Genomic DNA, 23839 nt, shown 5'->3' on the forward strand with positions numbered 1-23839 from the left:
TATTACAACGATAAAACTACCTCTACCACGACCTCCACAGCCTCCAAATCCCATAAAAATCCCGCCTTTTTTTGTGTTGTGATGTGATGTACTTTGTATCTTATGATTCACAAGAAAAATCTGTTACTATTGATGACAAAAAAGACCCGGCACACAGGCCGGGCTACATGATGGTTTTATGTAATAAGAGGAGTGCTTTTATTGTAAATGGCAAACTTTAAAATTTCCTTAAAAATAAAACCGATGCCCGGCCACACGGGCCGGGCATCGCTAAGGAGATAGCCTTTCAAATAAGTATTGATCTGGGGTGGTGGATTAGGCTAGCAAGTTGAGCTAAAATCATCCTCAAAACTGAATAGTAATAAAATGATTATAATGATTATTATAACGATGAAACTACCTCCACCACGACCACCGAAGCCACCGAAGCCTCCAAATCCCATAAAAACCCCTCCTTTGTTATGTGATGTACATTGTATCTTATGATTCACAAGAAAAATCTGTTACGGTGATAATAAAAAAGAACCCGGCACGCTGACCGGGCTACATGATGGTTTTATGTAATAAGAGGAGTGCCTTTATTATAAATGGTCAACTTTAAAATTTCCTTAAAAGTGATGAACCGTATCCAAGAGGATGCGGTTCATCACTTTTATCCGTTATTCGACGAACCAGAACCAATTGCAAATCCAATCAAGAGAGCTGCAATATCGCGCAACGCCTGCTCATGACGCTTTTTCTCCTGCTTTTGCCGTTTGTGCCAGTCTCGTTCACTTTCATTGGGCCGACGTTTCATTTCTCTTTCGTGCCGTTCGTTCTCCTGGCGTTTTCGATCGTCATGCCCACGTTGACGATCATCATCACGCCTATCATCCCGATCAAGATATGCTATGCGCTGTGAGTCGTCATTATGTAAGGATCCTGGCGCCGCTGCGGCCACCGAGGAGAACATCCCAACTTGCATTAAACCAAGCATTGAGTATGTGATCACCTTTTTACCTATAATTTTCATGAAACACTCACTCCAGACATTTGTTGTTATTGAATCATCCATGTACCTATAATAACAACTGTTAATTAGAATTTTATTGAAAATAAATGGAAATTAACCAACAATTGGAGTACATCTAGTGCGTGCCTTGCCCACCTCCTATAGGGATACTACCTTCCGAATGGGCATCCAATAAATAAAAAAAGAGGCCTGGCCGCTACAACCAGGCATAAAAAAAGTATGATTTTCTAAGGAGTTATTTTCTTATCGTTGACTAATATTAGGATTACCTTTAAAACTGGAAACCACCTCGGGTGAGCGGCTAATTATCCTTTGCCTAGCATTTTAGCAGTAATCCACTTATAAAATATTTCTCCACATCTACTACAAACACATATATTCCATCCCGCCACGACTCCAGTACCAGTGATATGGGCGTGGCCACCGCATTCATGCCTAAAAATCATAATTAACCTCCGAATATTTCTAAGGTTTATATTCAAGATTAATTCACTATTCCCCTTTATTTAGTAAAATAGGAAACCGCACCCCGGAGGATGCGGCTTTCATTATCACCGATTTCATTACTCCAGAATGCGTCGAATGGAGTGTTGACGAATGTAATGTGCGAATTGCGCGGCAAGAAAATGGTAAAGTTAAATTATCCGGTGAATGGCTTATCTGGGATGAAGATGCAGGCAATTGGAAGGGTGTACCAATGACACGAATGAATTGATTCCGGTAATGGAAGATTTTGATTTAGTATTGTACATCTAACTGTGGTTTTGGATAGGTATAATAGAAAGCCCATCCCCCAGCCAAAGTACTGAACTAGTGATAGTGGACAGCAAATAGGCTGAGAGACGGGCTTTTATGATTTTAATATCTTATTTTGGTTGCTCTGGCTGTGGTTGTTGTTTCTGAGGCTGCTGCTTATGATGTGATTTAGGCTGTTTATGATGTGGGTCGTTAGGATCAAACTGTGGTTGATCGGCAGCAGCCAGCATTTGATAATTTGGAACTGAACTTTGTTGATTATCATGAGCGCTTACCATTGAAGATAGGCACAAAACAAACATTGCAATCATTAGAACTAACATCTTTTTCATTGATGTAGATTTCTTTCTCTATATTGCAATTATATATACCAATTCTTAGAATTCATTTAGAAAAACTTGCCATAAAAACAAAAATCCCCCCCGAAGAACGACAGGGTCAGGCTTGAGTTATCATGATAATTGACTTATTGGGCATCTTCTATTAAGTCAATTTTTCAAATAATCAAGCCTGACCCCATTGGTTCCCCAGGAACTTCAACCGGGGTAAGAAATAGCGTTGCCACGGTATATTGTGGCAACGCTAAAATTAATTATTCTAAATGCCAATATGAGAAAATTTTATTGTGTAATAATTTGGGACATTATCACTAATAGCTTTCAAATGTAAAATAAGCTGCATAGAATTATCTACTGGAATTAATTCACCGTTAAATGTCCAATTACCTGAATCAAACTCAAGGTTTTTTGTGTATATTTTCAATGTTGTAATCGTATTTGGTGGTAACAAAGTATCAGGAGTTGCGGTAGGATTTCCTGCATCAATATATTTCATACCGGAAATGAAAGGCATTCCTGAAAAATCTCCAAAGGTCATATTAGAACCAGACCAGCTAATATTATAAAATTTATCAGAAGTATTTGTAAAAGATAGCTCAAATCCTACAATTTCTTTAAAGTAATACGTAACATCTCCATACCAACTCTTGCTTCTGTAAAAAAAATATTGATTAGCTGTTTCTTTATCTGCCTTATAAATACTATTTTGCGTTATGAAATGTTCCATAGATACTGTTAAACCAGGTGCTACTAAAATCGGTTGTGATACATCAAAGAGCGAATTGATTCTGTTAAGAGCTTCTTTTGTAGAACCATTTTGAAAAGGTTTATCTTCGGCAAGGCCGATACACTGAAAACAAATTAAAAGTAAACAGAGTAATGTTAACTTTTTCAAGGCTGCACCCCCTACTTCATTTTTTTGACAGTATTCCCCTATCTCCCCCTAAAATCCTTTAAAGGCAGGTGAAAAACTTGTCCAACGCCATCTTCCCCGAATTGCGCGGTCTGTCCTTGAACGTAACAAAAACACCGGGGAACAACAGGGGGAACAACAGCAGGAACAACAGGGTCAGGCTTGAGTTATTATGGTAATTGACTTATTTAGCATCTTCTATTAAGTCAATTTTTTAAATAATTCAACCCTGACCTTATTGGTTCGACCAGCTCTGCCGCTTGATTTCCTTTTCCTCTTTCTCAAACTCAGTTCCACAGTAGTAACACGTTAGACGCATAAACAAAACCTCCACCTTATATATAATAGGCTATAAACCTACTATATATCAGGTGGAGGCGACATTTAAGCTGTGGTGGAGGCGAGGAGAATCGAACTCCTGTCCAAGAGCATTACTGCATAGGCTTCTCCGAGCGCAGTCAGTGATTTAAAATTCGCCCCGTTGCCGCCCACAGACAGGCTGCGCTGGTGCTATCTCGATAAAGTTTCCCAGTCGGCTCTCCGAGAATTGAGCCTCAGGTATCCCACTAAATGACGTCCTATCCTAGGCCGCGGGAGTGCGTAGGTAGAACGTTAGCATTAAGCTGCTAAAGCGTAATCTTCGTTTGCGTTTACTATTTCCCACCGTATTGACGGGCTGATGGAACCCCGGCTCGCTACCTATACCATAACTACCCCTGTCGAAACCAGTACGCCCCCGTTAGTGGGTTGCTGGAATGGTACACTTACTTGCGCAAACTATATACACTTCATCATTAGTAGATTATATCATAAAAATAACTTCCAGCCAAATAAATCTTTTACCATTATTTCCACTCACTTACAGGAAACAACCTAAACTGCACCGAATATATTGTGGCTAAAGGAGTGATTGTAATTGAAGCAGCAACATGCCGGCGCTTTACTGGTGGCAGCATCAGCGGCCGGTTTCGCCACTTTAGCCATTTTTATTAAATTTGCTTATGCCGCCGGCGCAAATACGATAACGATATTAGCCGGCCGGTTTATATTAGCGTCCTTTTGCCTGGCATTTATCCTAAAGCGGCGCGGTATCCCATTAATTGTTGAGAAAGAACTTATGAAGCGGCTGTTTTTAATGGGCGGGCTGGGTTATGGTTCCATGTCAATGCTCTTTGCCTTGTCCATTCAGTATCTGCCGGCTTCCCTGGCCGCCATGCTGCTGTACACGTATCCGGCGCTTGTGAGTGTGCTGTCGTTTCTGATTGGTGATGAACAATACAGTTGGGAAAAAGGGCTTGCCCTTGCCATATGTTTTTCGGGCCTGTTTTTAGTGCTTGGCGTATCGATTGAAAATATCAGTATGCTCGGCTGTGCCTTGGGATTGGGAGCGTCCATTGTATACTCGGTGTACATTGTAATCGGCAACCGGCTTTTGAAAAATGTTGATTCGATGGTTACAACAACTCATGTCTGTATATCTGCCGCTATTGTTTTTGTTGTAGCCGGCGTTGCTACCAATTCACTTATTTTCAGCCTGCCGCTTTCAGGCTGGCTGGCTATCATCGGCATTGCTTTATTGCCGACCATTGTCGGCATTATGGGATTTTTCGCCGGCATGCGCCTGGTAGGTGCTACGAATGCTTCCATTATCAGCACTATGGAACCGGTAATCACTGTACTGCTATCCGTTGTATTGCTTAATGAAACAATAACGCCGCTGCAAGTAGGCGGCGGCGTACTGATCCTCAGCGGTATACTCATATTACAGCTTTGGGCTGGGAAAAGGACTGAAACCGGCGGCGAATGCCTGCTTAAGGCCGAAGAACGGCAGAGCTAATGGGCTATTCCTTCTGCCTGTCGCGCAGAGCGCGTTCCATATCGCGTTTGGCATCCCGTTCGGCCAGGTCCTGGCGCTTGTCATAGGTATGTTTGCCACTGGCCAGTCCCAGTTCAACCTTGATTTTTCCTCTGGTAAAGTACAGTTTTAGAGGTACCAGGGTATAGCCTTTTTCTTTGGTTTTACCAATCAGTTTATTGATTTCATAACGGTGCATCAACAGTTTACGGGTCCGGAGCGGCTCATGGTTAAAGCGGTTCCCTTGCTCATAAGGACTGATATGCATGTTGTGCAGCATAATTTCAGCATTGTCGATGCGCGCGTAGGCATCTTTTAAGTTGGCCTTGCCGGCCCGGAGCGATTTTACTTCTGTACCGGTAAGCGCAATACCGGCTTCATAGGTTTCATGAATATGATAATCGTGGCGGGCCTTACGGTTTTCCGCCGCTATTTTTATGCCTGCTTCCTTGCTCACAGCTCTCACCTTCTACACTTCTTACTGGTACCGCGCTGTTATAAGCTTAGCAGCATACACGGTACTGGACATACCAATATTTTATAGTATCTTCCAGGTTACGTCAATGAGCGCCGGGACGCAGGATGCCGGCAGGCTTGCTATCTTTTAGGAGTTCTTGGCTTGCGCGGCTTAGCGGTACTGGTTTTCTTTCTGGCCGTAATCGATTGTGGCTTGCCGACGCCTCTTTCTCCCGGCTTACTGCGCGGTTTATCGGCTGTCCGGGTTGCCACGGCCTGCAATTGCTTCCCTGTGTTGGCCAGAATATAGTCGATGGTCCGTTCAGCCGGATTTACCTTGGCAACCACAATTCTCACCTGGTTACCCAGCCGGTAGATAGTACTGGTGCGCTCGCCAATCAGCGCATACTGTTCCTCCACATACTGATAGTAATCATCGTCCAGGCTGGATACGTGCACCAAGCCTTCAACACCGTTGTCTATCTCGACAAAAAAGCCAAAGGCGGTAACCCCGCTGATAATACCGTCAAACTCCTGGCCAATGAACTGCGCCATATATTCGACTTTTTTCAAGTCAACGGTTGCCCGCTCGGCTTCGGCGGCAGCTCTCTCCCGTGTTGAGGAATGCAGCGCGATCTCTGGCAGCATGACTGACAGTTTCTGACGGCGTTTGGCCGAAATATCACCGGTGGAAAAGGTCTCCCGGATGAGCCGGTGCACGATAAGATCCGGATACCGCCTGATCGGGGAGGTAAAGTGCGTATAGTAAGTTGCGGCCAGACCGAAGTGGCCAAGGTTCTCGGCATCGTAGCGGGCCTGTTTGAGGGAACGCAGCATGACCGTGCTGATAATACGTTCTTCCGGGCGGCCGGCAATTTTACTTAGCACTTTTTGCAGGGCCATAGGCTGAATCTCTTCAGTCTTGGGCAGACGCTGACCAAAGTTATTGAGCAAAATGTTGAGCCGGTTCATCTTCTCCTCATCCGGTTCTTCATGTACCCTGAACATGGACGGAACGCCCAGCCAATGCATATGTTCAGCCACCGTTTCATTGGCAACAAGCATAAATTCCTCAATAACGGATTCGGCAATACTGCGAATCCGTTTTTCAATGGCAATAGGATGCCCCTTGTCATCCAGTTTGACTTTAATTTCCGGGAAATCAAAATCGATTGCCCCGCGCCGCATACGGCGGTCGCGCAGAATCCGGCACAGCCGTTCCATTTCTTCTAATGGGGCGACAAGCTCGGCATACTTTTCCCGTAATAATTCATCGTGATCAGCGAGTATTTTGCGCACAATCGTGTAGGTCAGACGGGTTCTAACCCGGATAACGCTGGGGAAGATTTCGTGATTGATAACTTGTCCCCGGCCGTCAATCTCCATCTGGGCGGACAGGGCCAGCCGGTCCTCGCCGGCATTCAGACTGCAGATACCGTTGGATAGCCGCGGCGGCAGCATGGGCAGAACCCTATCCACCAGATAAACACTGGTGCCTCTGGCTCTGGCCTCATTATCCAGCGGTGTATTTTCCCGCACATAATGACTGACATCGGCAATATGTACACTCAGGAGATAGCGTCCATTTTTAAGTCGTTCCACATGTACGGCGTCATCCAGGTCTTTGGCGTCTTCGCCGTCAATGGTAACGATATTCTGATCCCTAAGATCCCGCCGTCCCAATAATTCTTCTTCGGTAATCACGGTATTTACCCTGGCAGCCTCGCGCTCGACTTCAGGCGGAAACTCGGTAGGCAGGTTATTATTTTTAATAATCGATAATATTTCAATGCCGGGATCACCCTGGCAGCCCAGAACCTCAACAATACGACCCTCGGCACTTTTTTGCTTATGCGGCCACTCGGTAATTTCAACAACTACCTTGCACCCGGTTTTAGCCCCCCCCAGTTCCTCTTTGGGTATAAAGATATCGCGCCCGATCCGGCGGTCGTCAGGGAGAACAAAACCGAAATTACGGCTGGCTTCCAGTGTGCCGACAACCTTACGGTTAGCACGATCGACAATGCGGATAATTTCTCCCTCTATGGCTCTGCCGGAAGAGTGGCGGCGATGCATGCGGGCTACCACCCTGTCGCCATGCATAGCCCCGCCGATCGCGTCTGGCGGAATAAAAACATCGTCCAGTTCATGATTCTCGGGTAAAATAAAGCCAAAGCCTTTGGTAGTGGCCGAAAATTTGCCAACGACAAGATTCATTCGGTCAGGTATGCCATATTTTCCATAGCGGGTTTTAATAATAGCAGCTGTTGCCTCAAGCTTGTCCAATACCTGCCAAAACTCTTCCAGTTCTTTGCCGCGAACTTCCATACCTCCGGCCAAATCTTCAGCAGTCAGAGGCTTATAAGCCTCTTCGCGCATAAACGCCAGAATTCTGTCAGCAAGGTCCATTCTACTCATCTCCTTTTATGGCAACCATCGCCTTTCCTTCCGCCGTCACCGTTCCGTCCGGCAAAGCGATTTTACCAGCTAGTTCATACATTTTCCCCCGTTGGCTGGTAATCCATCCACTGATACGCAATTCTTGCCCGATCGGTGTCGGCTGGCGGTAGCGGACTTCCAGCTTGGCCGTTACGGCCGTTAAACCTTTCGCATACACATAGCGGGCCATAATTTCATCCAGCAGCGTACTGACAAGACCGCCATGCATAATGCCATCATAGCCCTGATGCTCCGGCCCTGCAATAAACGTACTTATATAGGTATCACCTTCCTCACGGAATTTTAATTTAAGGCCAATCGGATTTTGCGGACCGCAGGCAAAACACCACATATTATTAATATCGTCCATAATGCACCTCATTATAATTATTTGGCCAAAAATCGGCCAATTTCCTGGAAAACATAGTCCCTTTCATTGTCCAGCGTGACAATATGGCCGGATTTGTTAAGCCAGATGAGTTTTTTCTCGCTGCTGCCCAGCTTATTGTAGATGAAACTGGCGCTTTCCGGTACAACAGTATGCTCCGCTCTGGACTGTACAACCAGTGTGGGGACCGTGACGTTAGGTAACAGGTTATCCATTTGCTTTATTAGGTCGAGCAGGCTGGTCAGACTACTCAGGGGTGTTACATCATAATTGACAGAATGAATCTCGCCTGCCGCCGGCAGGCGTTTGCGTTTTTTCGTGACATAATTGGTAAACAGCCGGTATAGCGGCAGCAGCCGCAAACGTTTGTTGGCGATGTAAATAGGAGTACTGAGCACAATAAGCCGGTGTAAGGGATACTCTTCGGCCAGTTTAAGAGTAAGCAGCCCGCCCATAGACAAGCCTACCGCCGAAACGCTCGAACACGTCGCGGCCAGAAAGTGATAGCCGTCCTCTACGCTGCCATACCACTGCGGCCAGCCGGTCTTGGCCATCTCCTCCGGTGTAGTTCCGTGCCCTGGCAGCCGCGGGGCCAACACAGTATAGCCCAGTTTATTCAGATATTCTCCCGCCAGGCGCATTTCTGACGGCGCGCCGGTAAAGCCATGTATCAGTAATACCCCATTTTCATTTCCAGGCAGAAAAAAAGGCTCAGCCCCCGGCATGATTGCCAAGTATAATTCCCCCATTTTTATAATAATTATTCTCATATCGGCTCAACAGTATTATACCATTATCTGTCACATAAAGAAAACACGGCTTACACTGAGCCCGTGGCGAAAGTGCAAGCCGTGTTTTCTTATACTAAAAGAAACTATATTTTCAACGAAATAATAAAACGCCAAGCAAATTGCCTGGCGTTTATTATTGGATTCTAGAAGAAAAGCAGTGGAGCAATGATAAGCGAGATTGTACCGGCAACTTTAATCAGCGGGTTCATGGCAGGACCTGAAGTGTCCTTAAAGGGGTCGCCGACCGTGTCACCGATAACGGCAGCAGCATGAGTGGGAGTACCTTTGCCGCCGTATTTGCCTGTCTCAATCCACTTTTTAGCATTATCCCAGGCGCCGCCGGCATTAGACATGAACAGGGCCAGGAGTACGCCGGCTGCAGTCGCACCGGCCAGAAAACCGGCAAGCGCTTTTGCGCCAAGTACAAAACCGACAAGAATCGGAGCACCGACGGCAAAGATGCCTGGCAGCATCATTTCACGGATGGCTGCCTTGGTGCTGATATCTACGCAGCTGGCATAGTCAGGACGGCCGGTGCCTTCCATAATGCCAGGGATTTCACGGAACTGACGGCGAACTTCGCCAATCATTTCAAAGGCGGCTTTACCAACGGCTTCCATAGTGAAGGCGCAGACGAGGAACGGGAGGGTTGCACCAAGGAAGATACCGATAATTACGCCTGGTTCAGTCAGGTTGATAACCAGATGGCCGTTAATCAACAGGCCGGACAATTTGGGGTTTTTGGCAATTTCTTCACCGAAAGCGGTAAAGAGGGCCAAAGCGGTAAGCGCGGCAGAGCCAATGGCGAAACCTTTGGCAATAGCAGCGGTTGTGTTACCAACAGCATCCAGCTTATCCGTGGTTTTGCGGATTTCCGGACCAAGTTCAGCCATCTCGGCAATACCACCGGCATTGTCGGCAACCGGCCCGAAGGAGTCAACCGCAACAACCATACCGGCAGTACACAGCATGCCCATGGCAGCCATGGCAATACCGTAAATACCGGCGGCGCTATAGGCAACCCAGATAGCTATGGCAAATACGAGCATTGGCAGGGCGGTACTTCTAAGGCCGCAGGCAATACCGGCAATAACGTTAGTAGCCGGACCGGTTTGGGAGGCATCGGCGATATGCTGGGTGGGAGCTTTGTTATTGGAAGTGTAGTATTCGGTAATGGCGCCAACAAGTACGTTAACAGCCAAGCCGCAAATTACAGCAATGGTGATGCCCATAGCCTGGGCCGGGAACATCATACTGGCAAAAGCATAGGTAGCAAAGGCAACGAGAATGTTAGTTCCCCAAATACCTCTATTCAGAGCAGCCTGGGGATCGCCGTCTTCACTTGTTCTAACCAGGAAAGTACTGACGATAGAAGCAAAGATTCCGGCTGCACCAATTACAAGCGGGAACAGCACGCCATTGATATCACCTTTAAAGACAGTTTGGCCAATCAGCATAGCGGCAATGGCCGTTGCAGCATAGGATTCAAACAGGTCCGCACCCATGCCGGCGGTGTCACCGACATTGTCGCCTACATTATCGGCAATAACAGCCGGGTTACGGGGATCATCCTCAGGAATACCGGCTTCGACCTTACCAACCAGGTCAGCGCCTACGTCCGCTGCTTTGGTAAAGATACCGCCGCCGACGCGGGCGAAGAAGGCAATAGCGCTGGCGCCAAACGCAAAGCTGTTGATAACAACAGGATCTCTAAAAATTATGTAGAGTCCGGAAACACCCAAGAGACCAAGACCGGCAACACTCATACCCATAACGGCGCCAGCGCGGAAGGAAACACTCAGGGCTTTGTTGAGGCTGTGACGAGCCGCTTCGGTAGTGCGGGCATTCGATTTCGTGGTCGAGGTCATGCCGACATAACCGGCAATGGCCGAACAAACAGCGCCTACTAAAAAGGAAACAGCCAATTTATACCCGTCTACATAGAAAAGAATAAAGAAGATAACGATTGTAAAGGGAATAAGGGTTTTATATTGGCGGTTCAGGAAGGCCATAGCGCCTTCAAAAATGGCCTGAGAAATTTCCTGCATTTTTTGGTTGCCAGGACTTTCACTCAGAACGCTAGACATCAAATAGGCAGCAAAAGCCAGCGCCACAATACCTGCTAACGGCGCGATGTACAATAAATCCATTATTTACTTTCCCCCTTTGAGCTAAACCCTAAAAATACCTCAATATGCCGGTGTCCCGGCTATTGAGGTTAGTTACCTACTGCATCAATTTAACCAAAGCCATTGTTAAAATCCCAAACAATGCCGCGATGATAATTGTTGCTTTTGCCAAAATTTCATCAAGTCCCTTACGTTTGCCGCCGAAAATGCTTTCGGCCCCCCCGGCAATGGAACCTGACAAACCGGCGCTTTTACCCGACTGCAGCACTACGGAAACAATTAGTGCAATCGCAAGCACTGCTTCTAAAATCATCAGCCCTGTTATCACTTCTTAACACCCCCCGCGACTGATACCGTTATTCCTTGCTGCAAATCATGTTGCCAAGGCATAACAATATTTTAGCATACTTAATCGATGGTTGACAATTATTTAGTCAATATTTTCACATATTTTTCCCCGTTTAATAAAAAAATAAACAGCCGAAAAAACCGGCTGTTAAAAAAATATACGTTTAGGTCCGCTCGGAGGTGGAAACTGGCTCGCGGGGATGATCGACATAGGTCTTGACATTGACCACATGCGTATTCAGGCGGCTGGTACAACCGAACCGGCCTTCCTGTTGCTGGACGACTTCCATATTAGAGCTGCCGCAATTATCACAGACATGATTATTCAAGCACTGTAACAGGTCATTCTCACACTCGTACAGGTAGCCGCAGTCAGCGCATTTCAGCAAAAATCCCTTCGGCATTGAGTTCACCTCCTTTCGGCGCGAACTTACTTCAAGTTATAGAAAACTTTGCGGCCGCGATATTGGGCTAAATCACCCAGTTGCTCTTCAATCCGGAGCAATTGATTGTATTTGGCCACACGGTCGGTACGAGCCGGAGCACCTGTTTTAATTTGACCGGCGTTAACAGCCACGGCAATATCGGCAATAGTAGCGTCCTCCGTCTCACCCGAACGGTGGGAGATAACGCAGGTATAGCCGGCGCGTTTAGCCATTTCAATGGTATCAAAAGTCTCAGTTAAAGTACCAATCTGGTTTACCTTTACCAAAATCGAATTGGCGGTTTTGGTTGCAATCCCCTGGCTGAGGCGCGCCACGTTGGTTACAAACAAATCGTCGCCTACCAGTTGAATTTTGCCGCCCAGACGTTCGGTTAAAAGTTTCCAGCCTTCCCAATCATCTTCCGACATGCCGTCTTCTATGGAGATGATCGGATATTTATCAACTAACTGATTGTAGTATTCCACCATTTCAGCAGAAGTTTTCACAACACCTTCGCCTTCAAGATGGTAATTTCCGTCTTTAAATAATTCTGTGGCCGCCACATCAAGACCCAGCATTACTTGTTCGCCCGGTTTGTAACCGGCTTTTTCAATTGCCTCGATAATGACTTTAAGCGCTTCTTCGTTGGAGGCTAAATTGGGAGCGAAACCGCCTTCATCACCGACTGCAGTTGCCAGATTGCGGCTGCCAAGAACCTTTTTCAGGCTGTGATAAATTTCCGAACCCATTCTCAGTGCTTCGGCGAAGCTTTCGGCGCCTACAGGCAAAACCATGAATTCCTGTACATCAACATTGTTATCGGCATGTTTGCCGCCGTTTAGGATGTTCATCATGGGAACAGGCAATTCTTTGGCATTGAAGCCGCCTAAGTACTGGTACAGGGTAAGTCCGGACGATGCAGCTGCCGCTTTGGCAACCGCCATGGAGACGCCCAGAATGGCATTGGCGCCCAATTTCGCTTTATTAGGCGTTCCGTCCAGTTCCAGCATGGCCTGGTCGATACCAACTTGATCAAGGGCGTCCATGCCGATAATCTCAGGAGAAATGATTTCATTAACGTTTTCGACAGCTTGTAAAACACCTTTGCCCTGATAACGGCTTTTATCGCCGTCACGCAATTCAACAGCCTCGTAAGCGCCGGTGGATGCTCCCGAAGGAACGGCGGCGCGTCCCATGGTGCCGTCTTCTAAAAGTATATCGACTTCGATCGTGGGGTTGCCACGGGAATCCATAATTTCTCTGGCCAAAATATCAACAATGGTTGTGCACATGAATGTTTCCTCCTAATAATTTAATTTAGCAAAATTCTATTTTACTAACAGGCTTTTTCCGGTCATTTCCGCCGGTTGGGCAATGGCGGCGAATTCCAGGATGGTAGGCGCGATATCGGCTAAAATACCGTCCCGCAGTTTAGCGCCCCGGTGCGCTTCGGAAACCAGAATCAAAGGCACCGGATTAGTGGTATGCGCGGTAAACGGTTCACCGGTCTCGGGATCGCGCATGACTTCGGCATTACCGTGATCAGCCGTGATCAAAGTAATACCGCCCCGGTCACGCATAGCCTGGGTAACGCGGCCAACGCACTGATCCACTATGGCTACGGCGCTTATAGCCGCATCCAGCTTGCCGGTATGGCCAACCATGTCGCCATTGGCATAGTTTAGGATAATCAGATCATATTTGCCGGCCTGAATGGCTTCAACAACCTTATCGGTAACTTCCAGCGCACTCATCTCCGGCTGCAAGTCATAGGTAGCCACCTTCGGCGACGGAACAAGTATCCTGTCTTCCCCCTGGAAGGTGTGCTCTTCACCGCCGTTTAAAAAGTAGGTAACATGCGCGTATTTCTCGGTTTCGGCAATTCTAAGCTGTGTGTAACCTGCTTTGCTAAATATTTCCCCGATGGTGTTGTTGGGATGGTTAGGAGGAAAAGCAACCGGCACAGCAAGAGTCTCGTCATATTGGGTCATAGAGGCGAAGTAAAGCGGAAAGCAGCCATGTTTACGTTCAAAGCCGTCGAACCCGGCGTCGGTAAGCGCTCTGGTAAGCTGACGGGCCCGGTCGGGCCGGAAGTTAAAGAAGATTACGCCGTCATTGGCTTTCATGCCGTCGTACCCCGCAGAACTGATCAGCGTGGGCTCAACAAATTCGTCGGTTTTGCCCTCCTGATAGGACGCTTCGACGGCGGCCAGCGCATTGGGGGCTTGTTTGCCCTGGCAATCCACCAGCGCAGTGTACTCTTTGCCGACGCGCTCCCAGCGCTTGTCGCGGTCCATCGCATAGTAACGGCCGGAAACAGTGGCAACAGCGCCTATGCCAAGCTCGGCCATTTTGCTCTCCAGGTCTTTAATGTAGACAGGAGCGCTGGACGGCGGCACATCCCGCCCGTCCAGAAAAGCGTGTACATAGACTTTTGTCAGGCCATGCTGTTTGGCTAATTTAAGCAGCGCATACACATGGGTAATATGACTGTGAACCCCGCCGTCCGACAATAATCCCATAAGATGCAGCGCGCCGCCAGACGCCTTGGTTTGTTCACACACCCGGTTAAGTACCTGATTTTCGAAAAAGTCGCCATCCGTGATGGATTTAGTGATCCGGGTAAGCTCTTGATAGATAACCCGGCCGGCGCCAATATTCAGGTGACCGACTTCCGAATTACCCATCTGGCCTTCCGGCAGGCCGACTGCCTCGCCGGAACAAACCAAAGCCGTGGTAGGATAGAGTTCTGTCAGCAGTTTGATATGGGGTGTGCTGGCCTTGGCGATGGAGTTGAATTCATCATCGGCGCGGCCAATACCCCAGCCGTCCATAATAATGAGCGCAATGGGAGAAGATAGTTTTGCCACGTGTATTCTCCTTACTTAAATAATACTAGTTTGCTGAAAGTAGGAGCTTCCAAACTGGCACCGCCGACCAACGCACCGTCGATATCCGGTTTGGCCATTAATTCGGCGATATTGTCGGGTTTCACGCTGCCGCCGTATTGAATACGTACACTGTCAGCCGCCTGTTGGCCAAACATAGCGGCAACGGTACGGCGGATGAAGGCGCATACCGCATTGGCGTCCTCGGCGGAAGCCGTACGGCCTGTGCCAATGGCCCAAACCGGTTCGTAAGCAATAATCAGCCCGGCGACCTGCCCGGCCGTTAGTCCTTCCAGACCGCCTTTTACCTGCACACCGACAACTTTTTCGGTTTCATTGGCTTCGCGCTCAGACAGCGTCTCACCAACGCAGACAATTGGAATCAAACCAGCCGCAAGGGCAGCTTTGGCTTTTTTATTTACGGTTGCATCAGTTTCAGCAAAATATTGCCGGCGTTCCGAATGACCGACAATGACATGGGTGCAGCCAATATCCTTCAGCATCCCCGGAGCAACTTCTCCGGTAAACGCGCCTTTTTCCTCCCAGTGCATGTTTTGCGCTCCAAGACCGATATTGGTCCCGGCTACAGCCCCGGCTGCAGCAGCCAAAGCAGTGAAAGGCGGGCAGACAACAATCTCCACATCCTGAGCAGCCTTGGTCAGAGCGTTCAGTTCCTGCACAAGTTTTACACCTTCTCCGGCAGTTTTATGCATTTTCCAGTTACCGGCAATTACAGGCTTGCGCATAGTCCCACTCCTCGCTATTATTTATCAGCCAGCGCAGCAATGCCTGGCAGTTCTTTGCCTTCTAAAAATTCCAGTGAAGCGCCGCCGCCTGTTGAGATATGCGTAATTTTTGCGGCAAGATTAAGTTTTTCCAGGGCAGCTACCGAATCGCCGCCGCCGACAATACTCTTGGCGCCCGAGGCTGCCACGGCTTTGGCCACGGCTTCGGTGCCTACGGCGAAGGCGTCAAATTCAAATACGCCCATCGGCCCGTTCCATACTACTGTTTTTGCCGTCTTAAGGGCCTCGGCAAACTTAGCGGCCGAGGCCGGACCGATATCAAGCGCCATCCACTCAGCGGGAATCTGACCGGCGGCAACCGTTTTACGGTCGGCATCAGCAGCAAATTTATCGGCAACAACAACATCTTCCGGCAAAAGCAGGCTTACGCCTTTGGCTTTGGCTGTGGCAATAAGTTCTTTGGCCAAGTCCAGTTTATCGGCTTCCAGCAGGGATTTGCCGGTCTCATGGCCCTCTGCGGCCAGGAAAGTATTAGCCATGCCGCCGCCAATAATGAGCGTATCCACTTTAGTTAACAGGTTCTCGATAACGCCAATTTTGTCGGAAACCTTAGCGCCGCCAATAATGGCAACAAACGGACGCTCCGGATTGGCTACCGCCTGGCCGAGGAATAATAGTTCCTTATCCATCAGGAAACCGGAAACGGCCGGTATGTACTTGGTTATGCCATGAACCGAAGCGTGGGCCCGGTGCGATACGCCAAATGCGTCGTTGACCAGGATTTCGGCCAGTCCGGCCAGTTGTTTGGCAAACTCGGGATCATTTTTTTCCTCTTCGGCATGAAAACGCAGATTTTCCAGCATAAGAATCTGGCCTGGCTGCAAGGCGGCAGCCATTTTTTTTGCTTCAGGGCCAACGCAGTCCGGCGCAAATTTCACTTCGCGGCCAAACAGCAGCTCCGACAGTTTTTTGGCGACCGGTTTCAGGGAAAACTCAGGCGCCACTTTGCCTTTGGGACGTCCCAAATGGCTGGCAAGAATAACGGCTGCATTTTTCGAAAGCAGGAATTCCAGCGTGGGGATAGTGGCCCGGATGCGGGTGTCGTCCGTAATATTGCCGGCTTTATCCATCGGTACATTATAATCAACGCGCACGAATACTTTTTTGTTCGAGACCCAGACATCGTTCAAACTTTTTTTATTCATACTCATTCCTCCTGCGCAAGAATTAGGAAACGTGAAGCAATCCCAAAACTGAGATTGCTTCACAGTCAGAACCTTACAGGCCTTTAGCGATAACGAAGTCGATCAGGTCTACTACGCGGTTGGAATAACCCCACTCATTGTCATACCAGGATACTACCTTGACCAAATTGTCGCCAACCATCATAGTGGAAGGGCCGTCAACGATAGAGGAGTGCGGATTGCCGTTATAGTCTTTGGAAACAAGCTCTTCTTCGGAGAAAGCCATGATGCCTTTGAGTTCGCCGTTAGCAGCTTCTTTCAGGGCAGCGTTGACGGCTTCGGCAGTGGCCGGTTTTTCCAGTTGGGCTACCAGGTCGGTAATGGATACATTCGGAGTAGGTACCCGGAGGGCAAAGCCGTTCAGTTTGCCTTTGAGTTCCGGCAGAACAAGAGCTACTGCTTTGGCAGCGCCGGTGGTTGTCGGAATGATGGACATGGCAGCGGCCCGGGCGCGGCGCAGATCTTTATGCGGCAGGTCCAGAATGTTCTGGTCGTTGGTATAGGCATGAACTGTTGTCATTAAACCGGATTTAATGCCGAATTTTTCATGCAGAACTTTGGCAAAAGGAGCCAGGCAGTTGGTGGTGCAGGAAGCATTGGAAATAACGTGATGGTTAGCGGCATCGTATTTATCCTGGTTTACACCCATAACGATGGTAATGTCTTCGTTCTTGGCAGGAGCTGAGATAATAACCTTTTTAGCGCCGGCTTTAATATGAGCCATAGCTTTATCTTTTTCCGTGAAACGGCCTGTGGACTCAACAACGATGTCTACGCCCATATCTTTCCAGGGTAGGCTGGCCGGATCTTTTTCCGCAAGCACTTTCACCAGTTTGCCGTTAACTTCAATACCGCCTTCAACAGCTTTTACCTCGGCATTCATAGTACCATGCACAGAATCATATTTTAAAAGATGAGCAAGAGTTTTGGCATCAGTCAGGTCGTTTACAGCCACAATTTCGAATTTGGGGTTGTTAACAGCCACTCGGAAAACATTCCGGCCAATACGTCCAAAACCATTAATACCAACTTTAATTGTCATAATAGAATTCCTCCTAAATATTATTAGTATTTATAAGTAACTGAATAGCTTTAGCCGCGGCCTCGTCGGTAACAAGCACATCCTGCCCGCCGGTGCCGGCAACCGCCAAAATTGCTTTAGCTTTGGCGCTGCCGCCGGCCACGGCGATTACCGTGCCGATCCCGGCTAAGTCATCCAGTCGCAAACCGATACTGCTGGTAACGTACACAATTTCTCCCGGCAAGGCACAGTATTGCCCTAATGCCTCGCCTACCGCCCCGCGGCGTTCAATTTCGGCAATCGCCGCCGCTGACAGCCCCCGTCTTCCTGCCATTTCCACAGCTTCACCAATACCGTGTACCAAAATGTTGGCCTGCTTAATGACCTCGGCCACTGTCCGCAAATTACCGTCACCGGTCAAGATAGCCTCCAGAGTTTCTTCACTTACTCCATCCGGTATGTGCAGCAGCCGGTAGCGGCCGCCAAGCTTGCCGGCCATGACGGCGGCAATGGTATTGGCCTGGTATTCAACCACTTCGCCCAGACCGCCGCGCGCCGGCACTATCGTGGTTGACGGCAGGGTGAAGTTTACGGCTTCGGCAACTTTGGCCATAGTGGAGCCGCCGCTCACGGCAACGATCATATTATCTCCCAAATACTGACTAAGTACACCGGCTGTCGCCCGGCCGAGCTCACGCCGGACAGCACTGTCAGCCTCACTGTCGCCGGGAATAATAATTACCTTCCTGAGACTGAGTCTTTCGGCCAATTCGGTTTCGAGGCCGACCAGACCACGCAACAAACGGATATATTCGGCTAAATCCCCCAGCATAGCTTGACCTTCAGCCGTAACTGTCATACCCAGTTGCGAAAACTCAACAAGTCCTGCTGTTTTCAACCAGTCAACCTGAGCCCGAACTACCCGCTCACCCATATCCAGCATGAGAGCCAGCGCCCTGCGGCCAACCGGCTGAGTATGCTGAATATGGCGCAGAAGATTGTACCTTGCTTCAATGATTTGCGTTAATTCAGGCGCTATTTTGCGCTGCAGCTGAATAATTTTTTCCACGGCACATCCCCTTCGGGTCGTATTAAGTCCCACTAGTACATATCATGTCCCGTCATGGTAATAGAAAAATCTGTTTCTAAAAATTTATTCGCTGCTCATTGTGAAATTCCTGCCTGTTTTAGCTAATTTTCACAAATCTATTTAACGGGCGTTGGCCTCGCCATTATAAATAATTCCCCGGGCAGCATCCACAGTAACCGTTAAACCGTCAGGCAGGCGGTCTGTAGCCCCATCGGCGCCGACAATAACCGGAACGCCAAAGCTAATGCCTACGATGGCGGCATGGGATGTGATACCGCCTTCTTCCGCCACTATGGCGGCAGCCTTGGCGGCGTATGCGGCGGTTTCTTCATCAATCGCCTTAATTACCAGCACATCACCGGGCTGAAACTTGTTGATTACGTCTTTAGTTGAGCAGGCGATACAAACTTTACCGGTTGCTGAGGTCTGGCCGATGCCGGCGCCCTTGAGTAAAATGTCGCCGACAACATGCACGCGGATCAGATTGGTAGTACCTGATGTGCCTACCGGAACGCCGGCAGTAATCACTACCAGATCACCCTCTTTGACAATATCGGTTGATAAAGCGCCGCTAACGGCGTTAGCCACCATTTCATCGGTATTCTGCGAGCTTGGCGCCAAAACCGGGTATACCCCCCAGTACAGCAGTAACCGGCGCAATGTCTTTTCGCAGGGATTGGCGGCCAGTATGGCTGACTTAGGACGGTACTTGGACACCATTCGGGCGGTATAGCCGGTGTGGGTTGAGGTCAGGATGGCTGCTGCGCCTAACACATGGGCTACCTGGACACTGGCGTGGCTGATGGCCTCGGTAGTCGTCTTTTCCTGACCGATGCCTTTAGCCAGCAATAATTGGTCATATTGCAGGGCTTGTTCGATGCGCACCGCCAGCCTGGCCATGGTTTGCACAGCTTCGACCGGATACTGCCCGGAGGCCGTTTCACCGCTTAACATAATGGCGTCAGAGCCGTCTAATATGGCATTGGCCACATCGCTGGCCTCAGCCCGGGTCGGGCGGGGATTTGTCAGCATGGATTCCAGCATTTGCGTTGCCGTAATGACCGGCTTGCCCACCTTATTGCACTTTTCAATCATCTGCTTTTGTACCAGCGGCACTTCTTCAACAGGAATTTCTACCCCCAGATCGCCTCTGGCCACCATGATGCCGTCGGTTACCTTGAGAATCTCATCCATCCGCCTGACACCCTCGGCGTTTTCAATCTTGGCGATGATATGGATATCCTTCTGGGCCCCGGCTTCTTCGAGCAGTTTGCGGATGGACAGGATATCGCCGGCGCACTGGATAAAGGACGCGGCAATAAAGTCGATTCCCTGTTCAATGCCGAAGCGGATGTCGGCAATGTCCTGTTCCGACAGGATAGGCAGTTTGACAAACACACCGGGTGCGGCTACCCGCTTGCGGTCTGAAATCGGGCCGCTGTTTTGCACGGTCGTCATTATGTCCTGGCCGGTTATGCCCTCGACAACCAGACTGATGAGTCCGTCCGAGAGCAAAATAACATCACCCGGGGATAATTCGGTATGCAGCAGCCGGTGGTTGACCGAGGCGATCTGGTTGTCGCCCGTTACTTCCCTGGTGGTCAGGGTAAAAGCCTGGCCTTTGTTTAAGTAAGTCTTGCCTTCGGCAAACAGTCCCAGCCGCATTTCCGGGCCCTTGTTGTCCAGCATAAGGGCAACCGGAATCCGGGTGGCCCGGGAAGCTTCCCGGACCATGGCCATACGCCGGGCGTGTTCCTGGTGAGAACCGTGGGAGAAGTTAAACCTGGCCACATTCATACCGGCCAGCAGCATCTCTTCCAGAACACCCGGCTTGTCAGTACTGGGACCGACGGTGCAAATGATTTTTGTCTTTTTTCTCATTGAATGCCTCCTTTAACTTTAGCAGCGAGCCACCTTTCTGACTACATCATAGGCTGCATCCTCCGCCGCAGTAAAACCATTAATGCCGGCTTTGGCGAGCAGCGCCTGGCTTTGTTTATCGTTATGTATAATAAGGAATGACTCCTGCAATTTCTCTGATAGCGCCGGCGGCAGACCAGGCCTCCCGGCAATGGCGTCTTTGGGAATCGGCTCAGTCTCGGCCAGGATAATTAGTTTCTCTACCGGCAGTCCCTTGCTTTTGGCTGTCGCTACGGCTTCCGAATACGTTGCGCCGCCGTCAACTACACCATCAAGGACACTTTCGATAGCCCGGTTGTGGCTGCCGGAAAATAGTGTGTGACTGAAAAAGGTTTCCGGCGTTTTGCCGCTTGCCTGCAGCAACGCCCGCGGGTAGAGGTAGCCTGAGGCTGATTGCTTGTCTACAAAGGCAAACTTTTTGCCTTTCAGCCCATCTAAGGCTGTAATTCCTTTTTCCCGGGAGCTAATGATAAGTCCGGTATAAGAAGCGCTGCCATTAACGCAGGGGGTAACCAGCGGAACAATATCGTCCGCTTTTTTGGCCGAAACATAGGCAAACGGCGAAAACCAGCCGATATCCACAGTTCCGGCACGCATAGCCCGGCCAAGAGCGTCATAATCGGACACGATGATAACCCTGGCCTGTAAGCCAATCTTACCGGCAACGGCCTCCAGTATGGGAACATAGGTTTCACGAATGACTTGCGGTATAGTAAATGGATTTACACCAAACACAATTTCCTCAGGAGACTTAAACAACACAGCCACTTCCTGCAATTTGTCAGCCATAACCGTGATGGTTTTGGCATGACCGAAGACCTGTTCCAGGCTTTCTTGCTGTAAGCCAACACTTGCCTGAATAGCTTGGGTGTGTGACGCAATTTCCACAGTGGCCGCGCCGATCCCATCAACAACTGTCGCCATTTGTTCTGTGGTAAGACTCTGGGTTTCTGACAACTGACATAAATGTTTTAACGTATTGCCAATACCAGTAAGATTATCAACAATAGCCTGCATGGATTGGGTGGAATTACGGGCCATACTCTCGATTCCCGTCAATTTGTCCCTGCCTGCCAGCATGGTTGTTGTTACCTCTTTGGTCCGTCGGGTAATATCATTTACGACCAAATTCACTTCCTGAGTTACTTGTGCACTTTCACCGGCAAGCGTTCTGACTTCCTGAGCAACAACAGCAAAGCCCCCCCCATGTTCACCGGCCCTGGCAGCTTCAATAGCCGCGTTTAAGGCCAGCAGATTGGTCTGACTGGCGATCCCCTGTATCTTGTCCGTAAATTCGCTGATATGTTGCGAGGCGGCGTTCAGGTCCTCAACAGCTCGCGCCGCACCTTCAACTATGCGGGCCACATCTGTCATGGTATTGGTCACTTTAATAAACTCTTCCTGACTTCTTACAGCTAACTCCAAGGAAGCCATACACTGAGCAAGAACCTCTTGTGACGAACCGGCGACAACTCCGGCAGCTGCTGCGGTTTCCTGTATCCCGGCAGCAGTCTCCTGGATACTGCTGGCATTACTTTCGCTTTCTCCGGCCACCGCCTTAGACAACTCTCCCAGCTTGTTTAAGGCGGCTTTACTTTGCTGCATTTCCCAAACCAATTGCTGTGATATAAAGGCTAAATCGCCTGCCATACCAAACATATCAACGGTATCTGTAGAAATACCTGCTTTGGGCTTTGTAGCAGATGGCGCTGCATTTTGTCTTTGTTCCGATTGGTGTCCCGATTGATTGAAAATATCTGCCGCAAATTGTGCCATCCAACTTCGTCTTTTCTCCATACGTTAATTCTCCTACCTCTTTACGTATGTATACGCTATTAGTGCACTAAGAATGAATCTGCATATTTTTACCTTGTTTCCCCAAGGATAGAATAGGGTTAATCACATATTCCGCCAGTAAGAAACATAGGACAAGCACAACAACTGACACACTGCCGTACTTCACCCATATATTGATATCCAGCTTTTGCACAATACAGCCGATAGGAATAATCACACACTGGTGAATCAAATAAATGGTATAAGAATTTGCGGCAAGCCTGCGCCACAAGTAGGCGTTGCTGTCAAAAAACTTCTGGAATAAGGCAATCAGGGCAAAGGTAACGGTTAGAGAAAAGGTAGCGTGGGTAAGTGCATGACCCGCTTTAAATAGCACAGGAACATCAGGCATAAGGGTAAAGGTCACACGGTACATCAAAAAAACAAATAACATAATAATTGCCGAGATGCCCCATGGTAGCAGGCGGGGGCTATAGCCGCTCCGTGTAAACCAGGAATGTTTCCACGCATACACCCCAAGTCCGAAGTAACAAAGATGCAGGAGCAGTCTTACGGGCTGGAGCATAAACACAAATTTCACATTAACCCATGCATCATTCCAAAAAAACAAATTCCCACTAAAGAAGGCCGCCGCGGTTAGCAAGGCAAAGGCAGGAAAAAGCCAGGCAGATGGATTAGTTTTTTGTACTGACTTTTTAAGATAGACGGGATTTAATTGATGGAAAACCGTAAGTATTACAAAAAACAGTGATAAGACTCCCAGAAACCAAAAATGAGCCTGCTGGTAATAAGGACCAAAGAAATCAGTTTGCCAGAAGGCAAAATAATTAGGCGGGGTGTCCATGCGGCTAAACAAAATGCTATACGAAATAAAAGGAGCAATAAATAATACCCCTCCAATCCAAGGAAGAACAATACGTTTTAATTTATCCTTCCAAAAAACCGTGACTCCTTTCTTATCCAATACCATAGGAGCAAAATAACCGGCGATCATAAACATAATGGGCATTATATATACGTCGGTTTCTAATATGAACCAATCAAAGAACTTGTTTTTTTGTATGTCATTAACAGTCCACCATTTAAGATCCCAAGTTGTATACCCCATTCCAACATGAAATACAACCATTAGCAGAATAATAAAGGCTTTGAGATTATCGAGAAAATACATTCGCTGGTTGCCAAGGACTTGCAGTTTCATTCTATTCCTCCTCTAATCCAAGCTTAAGTTTTTTACTAGACAGGCTTGCCTAGCTCCAAGAACGCCCGCACTTTAACTTGTG

Annotated in this window: 20 protein-coding genes and 1 other RNA gene; 1 reads left to right on the forward strand and 20 read right to left on the reverse strand. The window is 48.5% G+C overall.

What is annotated here, in order from left to right:
- Positions 1-652: 652 nt before the first annotated feature.
- The 4 genes from SATMO3_RS22270 to ssrA all read right to left on the reverse strand — a co-directional run bounded on the left by SATMO3_RS22270 (position 653) and on the right by ssrA (position 3757).
- Positions 653-1012 carry a hypothetical protein gene (locus SATMO3_RS22270; protein ID WP_371371962.1) on the reverse strand — a complete coding sequence of 120 codons (360 nt, stop codon included), beginning with the start codon at positions 1010-1012 and terminating at the stop codon, positions 653-655.
- A gap of 866 nt (positions 1013-1878) precedes the next feature.
- Positions 1879-2100: a hypothetical protein gene (locus tag SATMO3_RS22275; RefSeq protein ID WP_371371963.1), complete on the reverse strand. Its 222-nt coding sequence runs from the start codon at positions 2098-2100 to the stop codon at positions 1879-1881.
- Between the two features lie 265 nt (positions 2101-2365).
- Complete coding sequence (locus SATMO3_RS22280) at positions 2366-3001, reverse strand: hypothetical protein (RefSeq protein WP_371371964.1); 636 nt, start codon at positions 2999-3001, stop codon at positions 2366-2368.
- A gap of 410 nt (positions 3002-3411) precedes the next feature.
- Positions 3412-3757: a transfer-messenger RNA gene (gene ssrA / locus SATMO3_RS22285) on the reverse strand.
- 178 nt (positions 3758-3935) lie between these two features.
- Here ssrA and SATMO3_RS22290 point away from each other — a divergent pair.
- Entirely contained in the window at positions 3936-4856 is a 921-nt protein-coding gene (locus SATMO3_RS22290) for a DMT family transporter (protein ID WP_371371965.1), read from the forward strand.
- 4 nt (positions 4857-4860) lie between these two features.
- Here SATMO3_RS22290 and smpB read toward each other — a convergent pair whose 3' ends face one another.
- From smpB to SATMO3_RS22370, 16 genes are all read right to left on the reverse strand, one after another.
- Positions 4861-5331, reverse strand: a complete 471-nt coding sequence (smpB, locus tag SATMO3_RS22295) for an SsrA-binding protein SmpB (protein ID WP_371371966.1) — start codon at positions 5329-5331, stop codon at positions 4861-4863.
- Positions 5332-5471: 140 nt separating this feature from the next.
- Positions 5472-7739, reverse strand: a complete 2268-nt coding sequence (gene rnr, locus SATMO3_RS22300; protein ID WP_371371967.1) for a ribonuclease R — start codon at positions 7737-7739, stop codon at positions 5472-5474.
- Position 7740: 1 nt separating this feature from the next.
- The gene (locus SATMO3_RS22305) at positions 7741-8139 is read right to left on the reverse strand and encodes a PaaI family thioesterase (RefSeq protein ID WP_371371968.1); all 399 of its coding nucleotides are present in this window, start codon (positions 8137-8139) and stop codon (positions 7741-7743) included.
- 17 nt (positions 8140-8156) lie between these two features.
- Positions 8157-8891: an alpha/beta hydrolase gene (locus tag SATMO3_RS22310; RefSeq protein ID WP_371371969.1), complete on the reverse strand. Its 735-nt coding sequence runs from the start codon at positions 8889-8891 to the stop codon at positions 8157-8159.
- A gap of 200 nt (positions 8892-9091) precedes the next feature.
- Complete coding sequence (locus tag SATMO3_RS22315; RefSeq protein ID WP_371371970.1) at positions 9092-11098, reverse strand: sodium-translocating pyrophosphatase; 2007 nt, start codon at positions 11096-11098, stop codon at positions 9092-9094.
- A 76-nt stretch (positions 11099-11174) separates the two neighbouring features.
- Positions 11175-11405: a preprotein translocase subunit SecG gene (secG, locus tag SATMO3_RS22320; protein ID WP_371371971.1), complete on the reverse strand. Its 231-nt coding sequence runs from the start codon at positions 11403-11405 to the stop codon at positions 11175-11177.
- A gap of 184 nt (positions 11406-11589) precedes the next feature.
- The gene (locus tag SATMO3_RS22325) at positions 11590-11829 is read right to left on the reverse strand and encodes a hypothetical protein (protein WP_371371972.1); all 240 of its coding nucleotides are present in this window, start codon (positions 11827-11829) and stop codon (positions 11590-11592) included.
- Between the two features lie 26 nt (positions 11830-11855).
- Positions 11856-13142 carry a phosphopyruvate hydratase gene (eno, locus tag SATMO3_RS22330; protein WP_371371973.1) on the reverse strand — a complete coding sequence of 429 codons (1287 nt, stop codon included), beginning with the start codon at positions 13140-13142 and terminating at the stop codon, positions 11856-11858.
- 36 nt (positions 13143-13178) lie between these two features.
- Positions 13179-14720, reverse strand: a complete 1542-nt coding sequence (gene gpmI, locus SATMO3_RS22335; protein ID WP_371371974.1) for a 2,3-bisphosphoglycerate-independent phosphoglycerate mutase — start codon at positions 14718-14720, stop codon at positions 13179-13181.
- A gap of 11 nt (positions 14721-14731) precedes the next feature.
- Complete coding sequence (tpiA, locus tag SATMO3_RS22340) at positions 14732-15484, reverse strand: triose-phosphate isomerase (RefSeq protein WP_371371975.1); 753 nt, start codon at positions 15482-15484, stop codon at positions 14732-14734.
- Positions 15485-15501: 17 nt separating this feature from the next.
- The gene (gene pgk, locus SATMO3_RS22345) at positions 15502-16689 is read right to left on the reverse strand and encodes a phosphoglycerate kinase (RefSeq protein WP_371371976.1); all 1188 of its coding nucleotides are present in this window, start codon (positions 16687-16689) and stop codon (positions 15502-15504) included.
- Between the two features lie 73 nt (positions 16690-16762).
- The gene (gene gap / locus SATMO3_RS22350) at positions 16763-17770 is read right to left on the reverse strand and encodes a type I glyceraldehyde-3-phosphate dehydrogenase (RefSeq protein ID WP_371371977.1); all 1008 of its coding nucleotides are present in this window, start codon (positions 17768-17770) and stop codon (positions 16763-16765) included.
- A 13-nt stretch (positions 17771-17783) separates the two neighbouring features.
- Positions 17784-18818 (reverse strand): sugar-binding transcriptional regulator, encoded by a 1035-nt coding sequence (locus SATMO3_RS22355; RefSeq protein ID WP_371371978.1) that lies wholly within the window; start codon positions 18816-18818, stop codon positions 17784-17786.
- Between the two features lie 141 nt (positions 18819-18959).
- Positions 18960-20720 (reverse strand): pyruvate kinase, encoded by a 1761-nt coding sequence (gene pyk, locus SATMO3_RS22360; RefSeq protein ID WP_371371979.1) that lies wholly within the window; start codon positions 20718-20720, stop codon positions 18960-18962.
- 18 nt (positions 20721-20738) lie between these two features.
- A complete protein-coding gene (phnD, locus tag SATMO3_RS22365) occupies positions 20739-22556 on the reverse strand; it encodes a phosphate/phosphite/phosphonate ABC transporter substrate-binding protein (RefSeq protein WP_371371980.1) in 1818 nt (605 codons plus the stop codon).
- Between the two features lie 46 nt (positions 22557-22602).
- Positions 22603-23727 carry an acyltransferase family protein gene (locus SATMO3_RS22370; RefSeq protein WP_371371981.1) on the reverse strand — a complete coding sequence of 375 codons (1125 nt, stop codon included), beginning with the start codon at positions 23725-23727 and terminating at the stop codon, positions 22603-22605.
- Positions 23728-23839: the final 112 nt, after the last annotated feature.

It is taken from the genome of Sporomusa aerivorans (assembly GCF_041428895.1).
Taxonomy (GTDB): domain Bacteria; phylum Bacillota; class Negativicutes; order Sporomusales; family Sporomusaceae; genus Sporomusa; species Sporomusa aerivorans.

Coding starts and splice junctions, on each gene's coding strand:
- phnD (WP_371371980.1), bottom strand. CDS start 22,556: ATGGAGAAAAGACGAAGTTGGATGGCACAATTTGCGGCAGATATTTTC.
- eno (WP_371371973.1), bottom strand. CDS start 13,142: ATGTGCACAACCATTGTTGATATTTTGGCCAGAGAAATTATGGATTCC.
- SATMO3_RS22325 (WP_371371972.1), bottom strand. CDS start 11,829: ATGCCGAAGGGATTTTTGCTGAAATGCGCTGACTGCGGCTACCTGTAC.
- pyk (WP_371371979.1), bottom strand. CDS start 20,720: ATGAGAAAAAAGACAAAAATCATTTGCACCGTCGGTCCCAGTACTGAC.
- tpiA (WP_371371975.1), bottom strand. CDS start 15,484: ATGCGCAAGCCTGTAATTGCCGGTAACTGGAAAATGCATAAAACTGCC.
- SATMO3_RS22270 (WP_371371962.1), bottom strand. CDS start 1,012: ATGAAAATTATAGGTAAAAAGGTGATCACATACTCAATGCTTGGTTTA.
- rnr (WP_371371967.1), bottom strand. CDS start 7,739: ATGGACCTTGCTGACAGAATTCTGGCGTTTATGCGCGAAGAGGCTTAT.
- pgk (WP_371371976.1), bottom strand. CDS start 16,689: ATGAATAAAAAAAGTTTGAACGATGTCTGGGTCTCGAACAAAAAAGTA.
- SATMO3_RS22315 (WP_371371970.1), bottom strand. CDS start 11,098: ATGGATTTATTGTACATCGCGCCGTTAGCAGGTATTGTGGCGCTGGCT.
- gap (WP_371371977.1), bottom strand. CDS start 17,770: ATGACAATTAAAGTTGGTATTAATGGTTTTGGACGTATTGGCCGGAAT.
- SATMO3_RS22370 (WP_371371981.1), bottom strand. CDS start 23,727: ATGTATTTTCTCGATAATCTCAAAGCCTTTATTATTCTGCTAATGGTT.
- SATMO3_RS22275 (WP_371371963.1), bottom strand. CDS start 2,100: ATGAAAAAGATGTTAGTTCTAATGATTGCAATGTTTGTTTTGTGCCTA.
- SATMO3_RS22305 (WP_371371968.1), bottom strand. CDS start 8,139: ATGGACGATATTAATAATATGTGGTGTTTTGCCTGCGGTCCGCAAAAT.